17 protein-coding genes are annotated in these 17412 nt (G+C 73.0%); 1 reads left to right on the forward strand and 16 read right to left on the reverse strand.

The genetic code is table 11. The annotated features are described in order from the left end of the window. Positions 1-59 precede the first annotated feature (59 nt). The 16 genes from HUN59_RS14960 to HUN59_RS15035 form a co-directional block, all read right to left on the reverse strand. On the reverse strand, positions 60-1427 hold the full coding sequence (locus tag HUN59_RS14960) for a hypothetical protein (protein ID WP_174778810.1): 1368 nt from the start codon (positions 1425-1427) through the stop codon (positions 60-62). 96 nt (positions 1428-1523) lie between these two features. Then, positions 1524-1706 carry a hypothetical protein gene (locus HUN59_RS14965; protein ID WP_144802565.1) on the reverse strand — a complete coding sequence of 61 codons (183 nt, stop codon included), beginning with the start codon at positions 1704-1706 and terminating at the stop codon, positions 1524-1526. Continuing rightward, positions 1703-2287 (reverse strand): aminoacyl-tRNA hydrolase, encoded by a 585-nt coding sequence (gene pth, locus HUN59_RS14970; RefSeq protein ID WP_058742290.1) that lies wholly within the window; start codon positions 2285-2287, stop codon positions 1703-1705. The genes HUN59_RS14965 and pth overlap by 4 nt, the downstream gene beginning before the upstream one ends. Positions 2288-2318: 31 nt before the next feature. Next, on the reverse strand, positions 2319-2960 hold the full coding sequence (locus tag HUN59_RS14975) for a 50S ribosomal protein L25/general stress protein Ctc (RefSeq protein ID WP_058742289.1): 642 nt from the start codon (positions 2958-2960) through the stop codon (positions 2319-2321). Between the two features lie 347 nt (positions 2961-3307). Beyond that, complete coding sequence (locus tag HUN59_RS14980; protein ID WP_174778811.1) at positions 3308-4264, reverse strand: hypothetical protein; 957 nt, start codon at positions 4262-4264, stop codon at positions 3308-3310. Between the two features lie 9 nt (positions 4265-4273). Then, positions 4274-4930: a response regulator transcription factor gene (locus tag HUN59_RS14985; RefSeq protein ID WP_174778812.1), complete on the reverse strand. Its 657-nt coding sequence runs from the start codon at positions 4928-4930 to the stop codon at positions 4274-4276. Further along, positions 4927-6129: a sensor histidine kinase gene (locus HUN59_RS14990; RefSeq protein ID WP_174778813.1), complete on the reverse strand. Its 1203-nt coding sequence runs from the start codon at positions 6127-6129 to the stop codon at positions 4927-4929. Before HUN59_RS14990 ends, HUN59_RS14985 begins: the two co-directional genes overlap by 4 nt. 96 nt (positions 6130-6225) lie before the next feature. After that, the gene (locus tag HUN59_RS14995) at positions 6226-7146 is read right to left on the reverse strand and encodes a hypothetical protein (protein WP_174778814.1); all 921 of its coding nucleotides are present in this window, start codon (positions 7144-7146) and stop codon (positions 6226-6228) included. Positions 7147-7177: 31 nt separating this feature from the next. Then, positions 7178-8530, reverse strand: coding sequence for a D-mannonate dehydratase ManD (gene manD / locus HUN59_RS15000; protein ID WP_254629900.1), 1353 nt, complete (start codon positions 8528-8530; stop codon positions 7178-7180). Beyond that, complete coding sequence (locus HUN59_RS15005; RefSeq protein WP_174778815.1) at positions 8527-9810, reverse strand: mannitol dehydrogenase family protein; 1284 nt, start codon at positions 9808-9810, stop codon at positions 8527-8529. The genes manD and HUN59_RS15005 overlap by 4 nt, the downstream gene beginning before the upstream one ends. Beyond that, positions 9807-10679: a sugar phosphate isomerase/epimerase family protein gene (locus HUN59_RS15010; protein WP_174778816.1), complete on the reverse strand. Its 873-nt coding sequence runs from the start codon at positions 10677-10679 to the stop codon at positions 9807-9809. The genes HUN59_RS15005 and HUN59_RS15010 overlap by 4 nt, the downstream gene beginning before the upstream one ends. Further along, a complete protein-coding gene (locus HUN59_RS15015; protein ID WP_174778817.1) occupies positions 10676-11896 on the reverse strand; it encodes a Gfo/Idh/MocA family protein in 1221 nt (406 codons plus the stop codon). Before HUN59_RS15015 ends, HUN59_RS15010 begins: the two co-directional genes overlap by 4 nt. Continuing rightward, positions 11893-12732: a sugar phosphate isomerase/epimerase family protein gene (locus HUN59_RS15020; RefSeq protein WP_174778818.1), complete on the reverse strand. Its 840-nt coding sequence runs from the start codon at positions 12730-12732 to the stop codon at positions 11893-11895. The genes HUN59_RS15015 and HUN59_RS15020 overlap by 4 nt, the downstream gene beginning before the upstream one ends. An 80-nt stretch (positions 12733-12812) precedes the next feature. Continuing rightward, positions 12813-13763, reverse strand: a complete 951-nt coding sequence (locus HUN59_RS15025; RefSeq protein WP_174778819.1) for a carbohydrate ABC transporter permease — start codon at positions 13761-13763, stop codon at positions 12813-12815. After that, entirely contained in the window at positions 13760-14746 is a 987-nt protein-coding gene (locus HUN59_RS15030; RefSeq protein ID WP_174778820.1) for a carbohydrate ABC transporter permease, read from the reverse strand. Before HUN59_RS15030 ends, HUN59_RS15025 begins: the two co-directional genes overlap by 4 nt. After that, the gene (locus HUN59_RS15035) at positions 14746-16098 is read right to left on the reverse strand and encodes an ABC transporter substrate-binding protein (protein WP_174778821.1); all 1353 of its coding nucleotides are present in this window, start codon (positions 16096-16098) and stop codon (positions 14746-14748) included. The genes HUN59_RS15030 and HUN59_RS15035 overlap by 1 nt, the downstream gene beginning before the upstream one ends. 144 nt (positions 16099-16242) lie before the next feature. Here HUN59_RS15035 and HUN59_RS15040 point away from each other — a divergent pair, with 144 nt between their 5' ends. Further along, a complete protein-coding gene (locus tag HUN59_RS15040) occupies positions 16243-17304 on the forward strand; it encodes a LacI family DNA-binding transcriptional regulator (protein ID WP_144802601.1) in 1062 nt (353 codons plus the stop codon). The last annotated feature ends 108 nt before the right edge of the window (positions 17305-17412 follow it).

The raw sequence follows: 17412 nt of genomic DNA on the forward strand, positions 1-17412 counted from the left end.
GGCGTGCGCGATCGGCGAACACGGACCGAGTCCGACGCTCGTCGCGAGGGCCCGCCGGTTCAGGCCCGACGGCGGCGGGCCGCGACGCCGGCCAACCCGAGCAGCAGCAGGAGCCCGGCGACCGCGAGGGCGGGGACCACCGGTGCGCTGCCGGTCCAGGCCAGGGCACGCGCGTGGTCCGGCCCGTCGGTCGGTGCCGTCCGCGTCGGTGCCGTCCGCATCGGGCCCGAGCCGGGAGGCGCGGCGCCGGCCGGTCCCGCCCCCGCCGTCGTCGACGTGGTCGGCTCCACGGCCGCGGACCCGGAGGGGGACGCGGAGGGACGGCTCGTCGCGTCGACGGGCGGCGCGGTCGTCGGCTCGTCGTCCGGCGTGGTGGTGGTCGGGGTGTCGGTGGGGACGGACGTCGGGGCCGCGGTCGGCGCGGGGACCACCCGTCCCGAGGACGCCGCCGTCACGATCCGCTGCCGGTTGTAGTCGGCGACGACGAGCGAGCGGTCCGCTCCGACGGCGACGCCGGTCGGGTTGACGAGCGGCGACCCGTCCGGCGCGGTCGAGACGGCGACCCGCCAGGACCCCTGCACCCTCGCCCACACACGGCCCTCGCCGTTGTCCACGACGAACACGTCGCCGTGGTCGACGGCGACGCCGCGCAGGGTGCTGCCCGGCTCGCCCGGGAACCCGAGCGACACCGCGGACCCGGTCGTGCGGTCGACCTGCCAGACGTCGTCGACACCGGCGTCCGCCACCGTGAGCACCGTGCCGTCGTCCGAGAGGGCGACGCCGGACGGGTCCCGCCACGGGCCGTCCACCGTCGTCCACGCGTCCGAGCCGAGCGGCGCCGTCCACAGGGCACCACTGCCGGGCACCGCGGCGAACACGGTCGCGCCGTCGACGGCGAGGCCGCTGACCTGCCCTCGGACCGGTGGGGCAGCCTGTCGTGTGACGGCCCCCGTTCCCGGGTCCACCGTCGCCAGGGCGGGTCGACCGGCCTCCGCGACCAGCACCCGGCCGTCCGCGGTCGTCGCCAGGGCGGACGGGTTCCACATGTCGCGCGGCCCGGTGCCGAAGGGGGCGACGACGCTCCACACACCGTCGGCCGATCGACGGAGGACGCCGTTCCCGGCGAAGTCCGCGACCAGGACGGAGCCGTCGGCGTCCACGTGGACGTCGTTCGGCGCAGCGAAGGTCGACGCGACGGGCGGTGCGGAGGAGTCCGCGCGGAGCGGCGTCCAGCGCTCGACGACGCTCGCGCCCGGGTCCGCCAGCGCGGCGCCGGCCCCGGCGAGGACCACGGCGACCGCGGCGGCACCGGCTGCGAGGAGGATGCCCGGACCGCGACGGGGGGAACCGCGGCGGCCGGGAGCGTCTCCGCTGGTGCTCGGTCGTGCGGTCGCGTCACCCTCGGGCTCGCGGACGGTTCGGTGCATGGTGGACCCCCTCGTGGAGGACCTTCCCCCGGCGCCGACCGTACTGATCGGCGGGGGACGGCGTGGTCCCCCAGTTCGGGGACCGAAGCGCAGCGGTCAGTCCTTGCCGGGTTCGAGGTCCTCGGGCTGTTCCGGGAGCCGCGTCGGGTCGTCCGGGGGTTGCACCGCTCTTCGCGTCAGGACCCGGGCCGTGAACACGAAGGTCAGGCCGACCACGGCGACGACCACGATCGTGATGGTCTGCGCGAGCCCGTTCGCCGCCAGCAGGACCGGGGTCACGACGGGGCGTGGACGCGCTGCTGCGCGGCGAGGAGCCCGAGCTCGGCGATCGCCTCGACCGCGTCGGCGCCGTCGGCGAGCAGGTTCGGCAGCGTCTTCTTCTCGGTCGGCGAGAAGTCGCGGAGCACGTAGTCGGCGGGGTCCTGGCGTCCCGGGGGTCGGCCGATGCCGATCCGCACCCGGGTGAACTCGTTCGTGCCGGTCGCCTTGATGATGTCGCGGAGGCCGTTGTGCCCGCCGTGCCCGCCGCTGCCCTTGAGCCGGACGGTGTCGAACGGCAGGTCGAGCTCGTCGTGCACGACGACGAGGTCGGCCGGGGTGGCGCTGTAGAACCCGAGCACGCTCGAGACCGGGCCACCGGAGGTGTTCATGAACGACCCGGGCTTCGCGAGGACCAGCTTCGGGCCGCCGGGCACCAGGCGCCCCTCGGCGACCTGGTTCGGGGTCTTGTGCTTCTTGAACGTCGCACCCATGCGGGCGGCGAGTTCGTCGAGGACCATCTGGCCGACGTTGTGACGGTTCCCCGCGTAGCCGGGCCCGGGGTTCCCGAGCCCGACCACGACGAGGGTCGTTCCTGTCATCAGCGTCGGCCAGACGTCCTGCGCGGAGTGACTACTCGGAGTCGGCGTCGGTCGACTCGGCGGCCTCGCCCTCGGCACCGGCCTCGGCGCCCGCCTCGGCGGACTCCTCGTCGGCGGCGATGTCGTCGGCGGTCGCACGCGGGGTGACGATCTGGACGACGAGCGCCTCGGCGTCGGTCTCGAGCTCGGCACCGGCCGGCAGCTCGAGCTGCGAGGCCAGGACCTGCGCGCCGTCCTCGAGGCCCTCGACGTCGACCGTCACGTGCTCGGGGATCGCGGTCGCCTCGACGAGGAGGGAGACCGAGGCGAGGTCCTGGACGTGGATGGTGCCGGAGAAGGACTCACCCGTGACGACGACGGGCACGTCGACCGTGACCTTCTCGCCACGACGCACGACGACGAGGTCGATGTGCTCGATGATCTGGCGCACCGGGTCGCGCTGGACGTCCTTGACGAGGGCGAGCTGCGCCGCACCCTCGATGTCGAGGTCGACGACCGCGTTGGCGGTACGGACGAGCAGCATCGTCTCGTGGCCCGGGAGGGTGATGTGCTGCGGCTCGGTGCCGTGGCCGTAGACGACCGCGGGGATCTTGTCGGCAGCGCGGAGCTTGCGCGCAGCGCCCTTGCCGAACTTGGTGCGGTTCTCCGCTGCGAGCTTGGTGTAGTCGGCCATGGTGCCTCCTGGTGTCGGGGTCGACGCCGGGGTGCCGGCATCGGGGGTCTGTGGTGTTGCAACTCGAACGCGTGCACGCGTGAGGAACGCTCCCAGGACTGGGCCGGGTCTCCCTACCGCGTCGATCACGGCCGCGCGTACGCGGCCCTCGCCGAAGTCGGTTTGCGAGTCTAGCAGGAGCAGCCGGGCGTGTCGCACCAGCACCGGGCTGCGGTCCGCGGGTGCCCACCACCGGACGGGAGGATCGTGGCGGCGCCGCCACGATCCTCCCGTCCGGTGCTCCCCATCCCGCGGACGCGGGCCGGTCCCCCCAGGACCACCTGCCCGCGTCCGCACGGCGAAGCGCGTCAGTCGACGCCCTCGGGTGCCGGCGGCGCGAGCCGCTCGATCGTCGCGGCGACGCGGTCCGCGAGCGCGGCCTGGTCGCCGTCCGCCGACCCGAGCACGGCGGCGTCGGTCGCCGTCACGTGCAGGAGCCGGTTCCACTGCGCGTCGTACAGCGCGGCGCGGTACCCGGACGAGGTCTGGCAGGCGACGTCGTGCTCGGCGAGCGCGATCTCGTCGTCGCTCGCGACCGTCCGCGCCTCGAGCGCGAAGGCCTGCCGCATCGCCGTCGTCGGCATGCCGTGCGGGTCATCGGGGAGCTCCTGCGTCGCCGTCGGCGCGAGGCACTCCCGCCAGCGCGTCGCCGCCGCTCGGACCTCGGGTGTCCGGCGCGCGTCCTCGGCCGCGAGGTACGTCAGGCGCTTCGCGGTCTGCGAGGCACTCTGTGCCGCACCGTTGCCCGTGCCGAGCGTCCGGCGAGCTGCTCGGTAGCAGCGGTCGACCTCCGCCCCGTCAGCCGCGGTGTACGCGGCGTTCCGCTCAGGGTCCTGCCCCCACGCCAGGATGCCAGAGGCGTTCGCACCGTCCGTCGACGGCGCGTGGTAGCCACGGCGAGCGGCATCATCAGCGCTCAGTGGTCGTGACCAGGCGAGCGCCGGCGACGGGTTGCCACGCTCGGGCGTCTCGTCGACGACGGACTGGGCTCGCAGACCGTCGAGCGTCGCCCAGGGCATCGGGGAGTCGATGCCCTGGTCGACCAGGCACGGCTGCACGAGCAGGTCGACGGCGTACGTCTCCTCGGAGGACCCGGGTTGGACGTAGCCGTCGAGCGGCATCGACCAGTTGTCCGGGTCCCGCTCGGCGGTGGGTCGGATCGTCTGGTCGGCCGGCTCGGGCAGCTGGTGCAGGACGGCCGCGCCGAGCCCGGCGACGACGAGGAGCAGGGTGCCGGTCTTGGCGGCACGCTGGGTCGGACGCATGGTTTCCCCCTAGGCGCGGACGAGGCCGCGTTCGTGTGCGGTGATGACGACCTGGATCCGGTTCCGGAGCCCGAGCTTCGTCAGCACCGCGCGGACGTGCGTCTTGACCGTGGCCTCGCTGAGGAACACGGCGGACGCGATCTCCTGGTTGCTCAGGCCCTTGGCGACGAGCAGGAACACCTCGCGTTCGCGGGCGCTCAGGGCGTCGAGGACCGCGTCCGGACGGGGTGTCTCGACGAGGGTCCCGTCGGCGCGGAGCAGGTCGAGCGCCTCGGCCTCGGTCGGCGCCGGGCTCCCCTCGTGCACGTCCCGGATCGTCGCGAGCACGACCTCCGGCAGCGCGTCCTTCGTCAGGAACGCTGCGGCTCCGGCGCGCAGCGCGGCGAGCACCGCTTCGTCACGGCGGATCGTCGTGAGGGCGACCACCCGCGGGCGTTCCCCGCCGCGCTCGGCCAGCCGGGCCGTCGCCTCGATGCCGTTCAGCACCGGCATCCGGAGGTCCAGGAGGAGGACGTCGGGGTCCTCGGCAGCACAGAGGTCGAGGGCCGCCTGGCCGTCGCCCGCGGTGCCGACGCAGGCCATGTCGTCCTGCGCGTCGACGAGCATCCGCATGCCGGACGCGAACAGTCGCTGGTCGTCGACGACCGCGACGCGGATCGCGCTCACCGGCCGGCCTCGGTCGGGAGCCAGCCCGTCACGACGAACTCGTCGGGGTCGTCGCCGTCCCCCGCGCGGAGCCAGCCGCCGGCGAGACGGGCGCGCTCGCGCATGCCGTCGACCCCCGATCCCGAGCCGTCGAGGGCGACGAGCGGAGCGTCACCGCGTGAGGTCACGACGACGCCGAGGCCCGGCCCGCGCCAGTCCAGGACGACCCGCGCCTCGGCCGTGCGCCCCTGGTGCTTGAGGACGTTCGTCAGGCTCTCCTGCACGATCCGGTGCACGGCGGCACCCGTCGCGGTCCCGAGCCGGACGGGGTCCCCGTGCTGTTCGAGCGTCGCCCGCATGCCGAGTTCGCGCATGTCCTCGACCAGGTCCGGCACGTCGTCGAGCCCGTTCGCCGCGGCCGGACCGGTGCCCTGGATCCGCTCGACGAGCGACCGGACGTCCCCGAGGGCGCTCCGGCTGACGTCGGCGATGTCGCGGAGGGCCGTCGCCGTCGGGCCGTCCGACTCCGCGACCGCCGCGGCACCCTGGGCCTGCGACACCACGACCGCGAGCGAGTGGGCCAGGGAGTCGTGCACGTCCCGGGCGATCCGGGCGCGGTCCTGCTCGGCGCGCAGTTCGGCCGTCGTGACCGCGGTCTCGCGCTCCGCGACGGCGACGCGGGTGCGGGCGAGCCCGATCCGCCAGGCGGCACCGATCGCGACGCCCACCGCCCAGGCGATGCCGCTCGCACCCGCGACGGCGAGCGACAGCAGGACGAGACTGCCGCGCGTCTCCTCGCCCGAGGCGGTCCAGTTCGACCAGACGTCCGGGTCGGCCACGGTCGGCACGGCCATCGCCCACGCCGCCGCGACGCTCGCGACACCGAGGACCGGGACCGCGAGCCACCGCAGCAGCCCGGACCGGCCGGCACCGACGACCCCGACGACGATCGCGATCGCCAGGTACTCCGGCCACGTCGTGTCCCGCGGGCGGGCGAGCAGGTGGAGCGCCTGCAGCAGCGGAACGACCACCACGAGACCGAGGGCCGTCGCGGGCATCCAGGACGCCAGGCCGATCGCGACGGCGAGCGCGCTGACGACGAGCACGTGCCCGGTCAGGTCGGCGCGTCCGGCCTCGGCGACGATCCAGAGCACGAGGTACACGGCGCCCGCGGCCGGTGCCAGGAGGTGCCGTGCCCGGCGGCGGAGGAAGGAGGTCATGTCGGCGAGCGTAGGGCGGGCGTCCACGCGGGAGCGAGCGGGAGCGGTGGCTTTCATCCGAGGGGATGAGTGGTCGCTCCCGGCCGCCGCCGGGGTTCAGCGTCCGACGTCGCGGCGGTGTCGCTGTGCGGCGCGCAGGAGCTCGCGGGCGCGGTCGCTCGCCGCCTCGGCGTCGTCGCGGGCACGGGTGGCGCGCTCGACCTCGGCCGTGGCGTCGGCGAGCTGCCGCTCGAGGTCGGCGCGGTGGTCCTCCGCGCGCTCCAGGTCCGTCTCGGCGGCGTCGAGCGCGGCGTCCGCGTCGCGGGACTCCGTGCGGGCGAGGGACTCCGCCTCGCGGGCCGCCCGGCGTTCCGCCGCCGGGTCGACGCGTGGTTCGGGCTCCGGCTCGGACTTCGGCTTCGACTCGGTCTTCGGCTGCGACGGCTTCGCCGGCCTGGAGGCGCGGCTCGGCTTCCGCGCGCTCCTCGCGCTCGCGATCGGGACCGGTTCCGCACCGCTGCCGGACCAGGCCTCCGGGACCGCGTCGGGGTCGGCGAGCGCGCCGTCCAGGTCGACGGCGTCGAACCCGGCGCTCTCGAGGGGACGGACGAGCAACCCCGACCGGACCGCGGCGCCCGCGTGCGGATCGGCCATCGCGGCCTCGACGGTTGCCCGGACCTGCTCGAGGACCGCCGGGGTCACGGGGTGCCCGGCGTCGGCGGCCCGGTCGGCTCCGGTCTCGGCGAGTGCGGCGACGACCGCGGACCGCTGGCGTCGGAGCTGTCGGATCGCGTCCGGGTCGGCGTCCGCCTGGGCCTGCCGGATCGTCGGTCCGAGGGCGACCGCCTCGTCGAGGGCGCCCTCGTGCGCGAGCAGGTCGACCACCCAGGCGGCCGGGGCGGGCTTCCGGAGCCCGCCGATCCGGGTCGCGAGCGCACGGTCGTCCCCGCGGACCGCACGCTGCCGGGCGGTGCGCTCCCGCACGAAGTCCGCGGGCGCGACGAGGAGCAGTTCCCTCGCCACGTCCGCGAACTCCACGCCCCCAGCATGCCCGGGCAGGGCGGGCGCGCTACCAGTCGTGGACGGTGCCGTCGGCCAGTCGGTTGAACGGCAGGTACGCCTGCTCGTACGGGTACTTGCCGGCCTCGTCGACGTCGAGCGTCACGCCGAGGCCCGGCTCGTCGCCCGGGTGCAGGTAGCCGTCCGTGAAGGTGAACGTCTGCCGGAACACCTGGTTCGTCTGCGGCCCGTGCTGCATGTACTCCTGGATGCCGAAGTTGTGGATCGCCATCCCGAGGTGCATCTGCGCCGCGAGCCCGACGGGCGAGATGTCCGTCGGGCCGTGGAACCCGGACTTGATCTGGTACATCGCGGCGTAGTCCATCGTCTTCCGGAGCGGGGAGATGCCGCCCATGTGCGTCACCGCACCGCGGACGTAGTCGATGAGCTGGTCGCGGATGATGTCCTTGAAGTCCCAGATCGTGTTGAACACCTCGCCGATCGCGAGCGGCGTCGTGGTGTGCTGGCGGACGAGCTTCAGCGCCTCCTGGTTCTCGGCGGGGGTGCAGTCCTCGAGCCAGAACAGGTCGTAGGGCTCGAGGGACTTGCCGAGCTTCGCGGCCTGCAGCGGGGTCATCCGGTGGTGGCCGTCGTGGAGCAGCGGCAGCTCGGGGCCGAACTCGTTCCGGACGGCCTCGAACACGGTCGGCACGTGGCGCAGGTACGCCCGGGTGTCCCAGTCCTCCATCGCGGGGAAGGCCCCGCGCTGCGCCGGCTCGAAGTCGTACCGGACGCCGGCGTTGCCCTCGGTGGTCTTGTTCGACGCGATGCCGTAGATGCTCTCGAGTCCGGGGACCCCCGTCTGGACGCGGATCGACCGGTAGCCCTCCTCCTGGTGCTCGCGGATGGAGTCGAACAGCTCCGGGAGCTCCTTGCCCGAAGCGTGCCCGTACGCCATGAGCCCGGTCCGCGAAGCACCGCCGAGCAGCTGGTAGACGGGCATCCCCGCGACCTTGCCCTTGATGTCCCAGAGTGCCATGTCGACGGCGGCGATCGCGGCCATCGTCACCGGGCCGCGGCGCCAGTAGGACGAGCGGTAGAGGAACTGCCAGGCGTCCTCGATGCGGCTCGCGTCCCGTCCGACGAGCAGCGGGACGACGTGCTCGGTCAGGTACGCGGCGACGGCGAGCTCACGGCCGTTCAGCGTCGCGTCCCCGAGCCCCGTGACACCGTCGGCGGTGGTGAGCTTCAGCGTGACGAAGTTGCGGTTCGGACTCGTGACGACGACCTCGGCCCGGTCGATGAGCTGCCCGCGGTCGACCGAGGCCCAGGTGTCCGGGCGGCCGGCGGTCGGGTCGGTCGCCGCTCCCCCGTCGCCGGCGCCGGGCACGGGCGCGGCCGGGTTCGTGGTGCTCGTGCTCATCGGAGGACTCCTTCGTCGACGGTGCCGCGAGCAGGTGCCGCGGCGGTGCGGATGCGGTCGGCCGCCGCGGTGACGGCGTCGACCACGGGGGTGGTGTCGAGGTCGGGCGCGACCACGGCGAGGACGTCGTGCACGTCCGAGTCTGGCCCGGGCGCCCCGGGGTCGTCCACGAGCTCCGGTTGCTCGGTGCAGTGCAGCCACCAGGCCGCGAGGGCGGTCGCGGCGCCGGGTCCGGCGCCGGCGGCCGGGTCGCGGTCGAGTCGTCGGCGCAGGACGTCGACCACCCGGACCGGCAGCTTCGCCGCGCTCCCGGCGACGATCTGCCGCAGGGTGTGGCGGATCCGCGGGTTCGCGAAGCGTTCGACGAGGGCGGCCCGGGCGTCGTCGACCTCGGCGGCGGGCAGCGGGAGCTCGGCGGCGGCCTCGTCCCAGAGCTGCTCGACCGCGGCGCGGCAGCGGGGGTCGGCCATCGCCTCGGCCACGGTCTCGTGCCCGAGCAGGAGTCCGAGGGACGCCAGGAGCGAGTGGGAGCCGTTGAGGAGCCAGAGCTTCCGCTGCTCGAACGGGGTGACGTCGGGCACGAGGCGCACCCCGGCGGTCTCCCACGCGGGGCGGTCGATCCCGTTGAACGCGTCCTCGAGCACCCACTCGACGAAGGGCTCGGTGACGACGGGGACACGGTCGCCGGGCAGGGCGCCCGGCAGGTCGGCGAGCCCGGCCACGTCGTCGTCGGTCGTCGCCGGGGTGATCCGGTCGACCATCGACGACGGGAAGGTCACGTGGTCGTCGATCCAGGCTCGGAGGTCGGGGTCCGCCGTCGCGGCGTGCACGGCGTCCCGGAGGACGTCGCCGTTGTGAGTCAGGTTGTCGAGCGACACCAGGGCGATCCGTCCGCCGTCCGCCGCCCGCCGGGCGGCGAGCCCGTCGACCAACCGGGCGGGGACGTCGGAACCGTCGCGGTATCCGGCCTCGGTGACCGTCAGCGTGACGATGCTCGTCGTCGGGGACGCGAACGCGCGCCTCCAGGCCGTGTCGTCGCTGCCGGGGTGGGCGGCCACGATCGTGTCGACCACCTCGGCGACGTCGCCGTCCGCTGCCCGCGTGACCAGGGTGTACCGACAGTCCTGCGCGGCGAGCGCTTCGGCGGCCGCGGGCGAGCGTCCCGTGAAGGCGGTGATCCCCCACGGTTCGCCGATGGCGTGCTGCGTGTACCAGGCGAGGTGTGCGCGGGCGAACGCCCCCACCCCCAGGTGCACGATGCCGGGTCGACGGTCGGTCATGCCGCCACCGGGACCAGGGAGCGGAGGTAGGCGAGGTTGTCCGCGGTGCGCTCGGCGAGCGGGAGGTCGGTCGAGAAGTCCTCGATCGTGACCCAGCCGTCGTAGCCGACCTGGTGGAGCGCGTCGAGGTACTCGGACACGGACGCCTGCCCGTCACGCAGCGGCGCCCACTCGTGCTGCCAGACCCGGCTGCCGTCGGCGCGGGTGTCGCCGGTGTCGACCCACCGGGCGTTCTTGACGTGCGCGTGGGCGAGGTACGGGCCGAGGAGCTCGAAGGCCGCGAGGTGGTCCTCATGTCCCTCGATGACCAGGTTGCCGAGGTCGTGGATGACGCCGACGTGTGCGGGGTCGAGGCCGTCGACGAGCCGCAGGGCCGCCGACGCCGACGGGGTGATCGTCATGTGGTGCAGCTCGACCAGCGCCTTCACGCCGAGCTCCGCAGCGCGACCGGCCGTCCACTCGAGGTCGGCCCGGGTGCGGTCGAACATCTGCCCGTACGTCTCGTGCGTGCGTTCGCGCTCGCGCCGGTACCAGGGCATCGTGACGCGGACCTGACGGGCACCGAGTTCGGCCGTCACGCGGAGCATCGTCTCGACGCCCGCACGGTCGGACACGGGCTGGTACCCGCCGATGCCCGAGTACTCGAGCCCGGCGGCGTCGGTGGTCCGGGCGATCTCGCCGACCTGCTCGGTGATGCCGCTGTACTGCCAGGTCGACCGGTTGCCGGCCCAGAAGCCGGACGAGCCGTCCTCGGTGCGGTCGTCGACGATGCGCCATTCGATGCCGTCCCAGCCCTGGCCCGCCAGGTTCCGTGCGGCTTCGTCCGGCGTCCAGTCGGGGGTGGAGGCGGTGAACACGGAGAACTTCATCGGACTGCTCCTTCACTGGCGGCGGTGGTGGCGGTGGCGGCGGTGCGGGACGGCGCTCCGACGACCGGCACGACGTCGTCGTACTTCCCGTCGATGACGTCGTCGATCCGGACGGGCTGCCCGAGCGTCGCGCTGACGTACAGCCCGCGGACGGTCGCGAGCGAGACGAGTGCGGCGTCGACCGTGACGCCGGGGTCCCGGCCCTCGCGGATCGCGGCGACGATGTCGGTGTACTGCCGGGCGTGCCCGGCGGCGAAGTGGTCCGGCTCGACCGGCCCGCCGACGACGTGCTCGGGCGGGACGACCCGGTCCTTCTGGTCGGCGGCGTCGGCCACCGCGGTGGTGTTCGCCGTCGTCGCCGCGGAATCGAGCGTCGCGGTGTCGGGGGCGACGTGGAAGTACGCGAGCCGGTCGTCGTCGACGATCGCGGAACCGTGCGTGCCGTACACGGCCCAGCGCGCGGAGAGGCCCGGGTAGGCGGCCGTCGTGCAGTGGACCACGCCGAGCGCCCCGCCGCGGAACCGGACGGTGGCGACGGCGGTGTCCTCGACCTCGATGCGGTCGTGCGCGAGCAGCCCGACCTGGGCGGAGATCTCCTCCGGACGACCGAGGGCCCACACGAGCAGGTCGACGGTGTGCACGCCCTGGTTCATCACCGCGCCGCCGCCGTCGAGCGCCCAGGTGCCCCGCCAGTCGCCCGAGTCGTAGTACCCCTGCGACCGGTACCACGCCACGCTCGCGACCCCCGAGGTCACGGTCCCGAAGTCGCCGCCGTGTGCCGCACCGGCGACGGCGACCGACGCCGGGTCGAACCGGTGCTGGCTGATGACGCTCGTGACGAGTCCGCGCTCGCGAGCGTCCGCGGCGAGCGCCGCGATCTGCCGGGCTCGCGGCATGGTCGTGTCGAGGGGCTTCTCGATGACGACGTGCTTGCCCGCGGCGAGGGCCGCCTCGGCCAGCTGCACGTGCATGCCCGACGGCGAGCAGATCGCGACGACGTCGATGTCGGTCTGCTCGATGGCCTCCTCGATCGTGGACGTCGTGATCGGACGGGTGGCTCCCGTCGACTCGAGTTCGTCGGCGGCGCTCGTGGCCGCGGCGGGGACGGCGTCGACGAGCGCCACGACCTGCAGGTCCGGGTGCTGGACGGCGACGCGGGCGTGGTGGCGACCGATGACGCCGGCACCGACGACTGCCAGCTTGAGTGGTGTGGTCATCGCAGGGTGACTCCGATCTGGTCGGTGAGGGTGCGGAAGGCGCGACCGGCGCGACCGAAGGCCGCGGGGCCGGAGAACCCGCCGAGGTGGGTGAAGTCGCTGAGGTGCGGTTCGAGCGACGCGTAGCCGGCGTACCCGGCGTCGCGGAGTGCGGTCAGGGTGTCGAGCAGTTCGCCGTCGCCCTCACCCGCGGGGACCACGGACGCGTCCGCGGCGAGCGCGTCCTTGACCTGCAGGTAGTCGACGTACGGGGCGAGCTGCGCCCACCCGTCGGTGAACGGGCGGACCCCGCACTGCACGTAGTTCGCGTTGTCCCAGGCGAGCCGCAGCGCGGGTGACCCGACGCTCTCGACGACGTCGAGCACACGGTCGGGCACGTCGCCGTAGATGTCCTTCTCGTTCTCGTGCAGGAGCGTGACGCCCTCGCGCTCGGCGAGGTCGGCGAGCGCCCGCATCCGGACGAGGACGTCGTCGCGGATGTCCTCCGGTGCACGGTCCGGGAAGTAGAACGAGAAGATCCGGATGTTCGTCGTACCGAGGGCGTGCGCGGCGGCGATCGCCCGGCCGAGCCGGCCCACCTCGTGCTCGACGGGTTCGTCGACGGCGACCTTGCCGATCGGTGAGGCGATGGCGGAGACGGTCTGACCGCGCTCCTGGAACAGGCGGTGCAGGCCGGCGAGCTGGTCCTCGTCGAGGTCGACGACGTTCACCCCCCAGGCGCTCCGCACCTCGATCGCGGAGGCGCCGAGCGCCTGCAGCACGGCGACCTGGATCGCCGGGTCGGCGTCGATCTCGTCGCCGAAGCCGGAGAGCTCCCACGTTGGCTGGTCGGTCATTGCATTCCCTTCGTGAGACCGGACGGGAGGCGCGGGGCGGGCTGGCACCGCGCCTCCTGTCCGACGTCTGGTTGCGTTCGCTACTTGACGGAGCCGGCGGTCAGGCCACCGACCAGGTAGCGCTGGAAGATCAGGTAGAGCGCGACGACCGGCACGGCGCACACGATCGAGGCGGCCATCATCTGGCCGTAGATCGGGACGGCGCCGCCCTCCTGCGTGGTGCCGAGCACCTGCAGGACGACCGCGACGGTGCGGGTGTTCGGGGTCGTCATGATCGTGCTGAAGAGCACGTCGTTCCACCCGAGCAGGAAGGCGAAGATCGCCGACACGACGATGCCGGGCCAGGACAGCGGCAGGACGACGCTCCGCAGGATGCGTCCGCTCGAGGCACCGTCGATGCGCGCCGCCTCCTCGAGTTCCTTCGGCAGCCCGCGGAGGTAGGTCACCATGACCCACGTCGAGAACGGCAGCGCGAACGTCAGGTACGTGACGAAGAGGCCCCAACGGGTGCCGATGACCTGCACACCGGTCGCGCTCGCGATGTTCGCGAAGACGACGAACACCGGCAGGAGCAGGAGGGTCCCCGGGATGGACTGCAGGGCGAGGAGCCCGCGCAGGATCGTGAGCCGGCCGAGGAACCGGAACCGGACCAGGACGTAGGCGGTCGACACGGCGAGCGCGGCGCTCGCGACGGCCACGGCCCCGGCGGTCAGGAGCGAGTTCACCAGCCCCTGGCCGAGGGCGACGGTGTTCCAGATCTCGACGTAGTTCGCCAGCGTGAACTCGGACGGGAAGTACTCGCCGCGTGCGACCGCGACGTCCGAGTTGACCGAGCCGAACAGGATGTAGAGCACCGGCGCGGCGATGAACGCGATGATCACGGCGATCACGACGACCAGGAGCCACCGGGGCAGGAGCCGGGTGACGTCGGTGTCGTACGGGCGCTTGGTGCGCCTCCTGGCGCCCCCGGTGGTGATGCTCTCGGTGAGCGTCGCGGTGGGCCGGGTGCGGGTGGTGCTGAAGGCGCTCATGCGCGGGCTCCGTCGAGGTCGGCGGCGGCGGCCGGGGTCGCTGCTGCGAGGGTCAGCCGGTCGCTGCGGCGCTGCTTGCGACTGGGGCCGGCGTCGTCACCGGTGTCGAGCTTGACGGCCCGCAGGTACACGAACAGCGGGATGGCGACGATCACGAGCGAGCAGATCGCCATCGCCGCGGAGAGCCCGAAGCGGAACGACTGGAAGCTCGCGATGTACGTCAGGACGGGCATTACCTCGACGCTCGAGGGCAGCGGGATGCCGAACAGCACGAACGGCAGCGTGAAGTTGTTGATGTTGTGCAGGATCGAGATGATCACCGCCAGACTGAGCGGTCCGCGGAGGTACGGGAAGATGATGTACCGCAGCTTCGCCCACCACGTGACGCCGTCGAGCGCCGCGGCCTCGTGCACCTCGTTGTCGACTGCCTGCAGGCCCGCGAGCGAGAGCAGGTAGACGAAGGGCCAGCTCGTCCAGATCATCACGCCGGCCAGGGCCCAGTAGGACGCCGAGCCGTTCAGCCAGAGGACGTCCGTGCCGAGCACCGTGTTCACCACGCCCTGCGGCTGGAGCATCGTGCGGAAGAACGTGCCGACGACGAAGGCCGGGAGCACGTACGGGATGAGGTAGATCGAGCGGACGAGTCCGCTCCCGGGGAACCGGTTCTGCGTGGAGACCGCCGCGGCGACACCGATCGGGACGGTGACGGCGGTGACGAGCACGGACAGCGACACCGAGATCCAGACCGAGTGCAGGAGCGGCGAGTCCGTGAACGCCTCGACGAAGTTGGCGAGGCCGACGAACGGGGCGCTGAACCACTCGCGGAGGGTGTACTGGTCGAGGTCGAGCATCGCGATGTACACGCCCACCAGGAGCGGCACGACGATGACGACGAGCATGAGGACACCGCCTGGCAGGAGCATCCACAGGGGGCGCTCGCGCTTGTAGAGGGGTGTCTTGCCGTGTGGCCGGACCTGCGTCATCACAGGCCTCCGTTCTTCTGCCGGTCCAGGGTTGCCTGGGCGTCCCGTTGTGCGGCGTCGAGCCGCTTCCGGAGCTGGTCGTCGGTCACCTCGCCGCTCTTCAGCGACGGGATGGACTGCACGACGACGTCGACGAGCGAGAGCTGGATGTCGGACCACGCGCCGGTGAAGGCGGTGGGCTTCGAGAGCTTGCCGGCCTGGACGATCGGAGCGAGGTCGGGGTTCTCCTGCGCGATGGTCTGCGCGGCCTGCGTGTTGGTCGGCAGCTGCCCGAACAGCTCGAAGTAGCGCTCCTGGGCCGCCGGTGACGAGACCTGCTTGACGAAGTCGAAGGACAGGTCCTGCTTCTTGCCGTAGTCGGCGACGACGAGGTTGTCGCCGGACAGGATGCTCGCCGCCTCGATCCCGTCGGCCGGACGCTCGGTCGCACCAGGGGGCACCGTCGGCAGGAGCGCGTACTCGTACTTGCCGTCGACCGCCGAGCCCTTGAGGGTGTTCAGCGACGTCGTGGTCGTCATCGGGAAGAACGCGGCCTTGCCGTCCGCGAACTGGGCGAGGGCCTGGGCGTTGTTCCAGCCGATCGCGGCCTTGTCGACGACGCCGTCCTTCGTCACCCAGTCGAAGTAGGTGCGGTAGGCGTTCTCGACCGCGTCCGCGGAGATCTCCGCCTTCGAGCCGTCGACGATCGTGTTGCCGGCGTTCTGCGCCATGCCCCAGACGAACTTCCACGGGTCGAACCCGTCGGCGTAGGCGATCGCCATGCCGAAGTGGCCGTCACCGGTGGTCGCCTTCGCGTCCGCGGTGAGCTCGTCCCAGGTGGTCGGCAGGTCGGTGATGCCCGCCTGGGCGAGGAGGTCCTTGTTGACCGCCATCACGAACGGCCGGCTGGCGAACGGGATGCCGATCTGCTTCGACGCACTCGGCCCGGAGATGCCGAGCGAGGCGGCGTCGAACTGGTCCTTGCCGCCGACCGCCCGCCACTCCTTGCTGCCCATCTCGACGAAGGCGCCGGTGGCGTACGCGGTGGGGGTGAACGTCGTGCCGATCGCGTAGACGTCGGGGCCCTGTCCGGAGATGACGCTCGTCTGGATGGCGGTCAGCTCCTCCTGCGCGGAGGAGTACGTCTCCCACTGGATCCGGGCGCCCGTGGTGCGCTCGAACTCGGCAGCGGTCTCCTGCTGCCACTGCTTGCGCTCCTTGGGGTAGGTGGTGTCCGCGCCCATCATCACGCGGAGGGTGTTCGGGTCGTCGCCGCTGCCGTTCACGATCGCGCAGCCCTGGAGCGTGAGGGCGGCGACTGCGACGACGGCGGCACCGACGAGGGCGCGGGTCCTGCGTCTTCCTGTGCTCATGCGGGGGTTTCCTCCTCGAAGCCTCCACCGGGCTGAGCCCGGCCGACCGGCGGCGCTGCCGGCTGTGCGCCCCACTGTCCCGCTCCGTGGCAACATGCGGCAACCGGTTGCCACTTGTTGCCACGGCGGCTTAGCGTCACCACCGTGAGCAGCGCAGACACCGACACCGCTCGGCGGGTGACGATCCGGGACATCGCCGACGCGACCGGTGTGGCCCCGTCGACGGTGTCCCGTGCGCTGTCCCTGCCCGACCGGGTGAACCGCGCCACGCAGCAGCGGATCCAGGACGCGGCGCGGGAGCTCGGCTACGTCCCGAACCAGCAGGCACGGGCCCTGACGTCCGGTCGCACCCGGGCCGTCGCCGTGCTCGTCTCGGACATCACGAACCCCTTCTACTTCGACGTCATCCGTGGCACGCAGCACCAGCTCGCCGCCGCAGGGTGGACGCAGCTGCTCGTCGACACCGAGGAGTCGGCCGAGGCGGAGCTCGCAGCCCTGAGCGCGATCGCGACGAAGGCCGACGGCGCGGTGCTCACCGCGTCCCGCCTGTCCGACGCGCAGATCGCCCGGTTCGCGGAGCGGACACCGCTCGTCGTCGTGAACCGCCGACCGGCGGGGGTCCCCTCGGTGCTCATCGACACCCCCGGCGGGGTCGAGCAGGCCGTGCAGCACCTCGTGTCGCTCGGCCACCGGGACGTGCTCTACGTCGCCGGTCCGGACAGCTCGTGGTCGAACGAACGCCGCTGGCGCGCGCTCGTCCGCGTGGGGAAGCGCCTGGGTGTCCGGGTCGCGCGGATCGGCCCGCACGCACCGTTCGTCGACTCCGGTGCCGCCGCTGCCGACGCCGCCGTCCACGCGGGCGCGACGGCCTGCATCGCGTTCAACGACCTCATCGCCATCGGCATGCTCACCCGGCTGCGGGAGCGCGGCGTCCGCGTCCCGGAGGACATGTCCGTCGTCGGGTGCGACGACATCTTCGGTGCCGACTTCTGCAACCCACCGCTCACCACGATGACGTCGCCGATCGAGCGTGCCGGACAGGTCGCCATCCGGATGCTGCTCGGTCGGCTCGGCGCGTCCCCGTCCGACGATCCGCTCGGCGACCCGGTCGGCGACCACCCGGCGAGCGCCGTCGCCCTGCCCACCCACCTGACCGTGCGGGAGTCCACCGGCCCCGCACCGGCCACCGCCCGCCGCCCGTCCTGAAGGAGTCGACGATGACCCGGACCAGCACCGCCACCCCACTCGCCCCGCACCCCGACCGGCTGTTCGCCGCCGACCCCGCCGCACGGACCGTCGCCCGGACCGTGTACC

This window comes from Curtobacterium sp. Csp2, assembly GCF_013347165.1.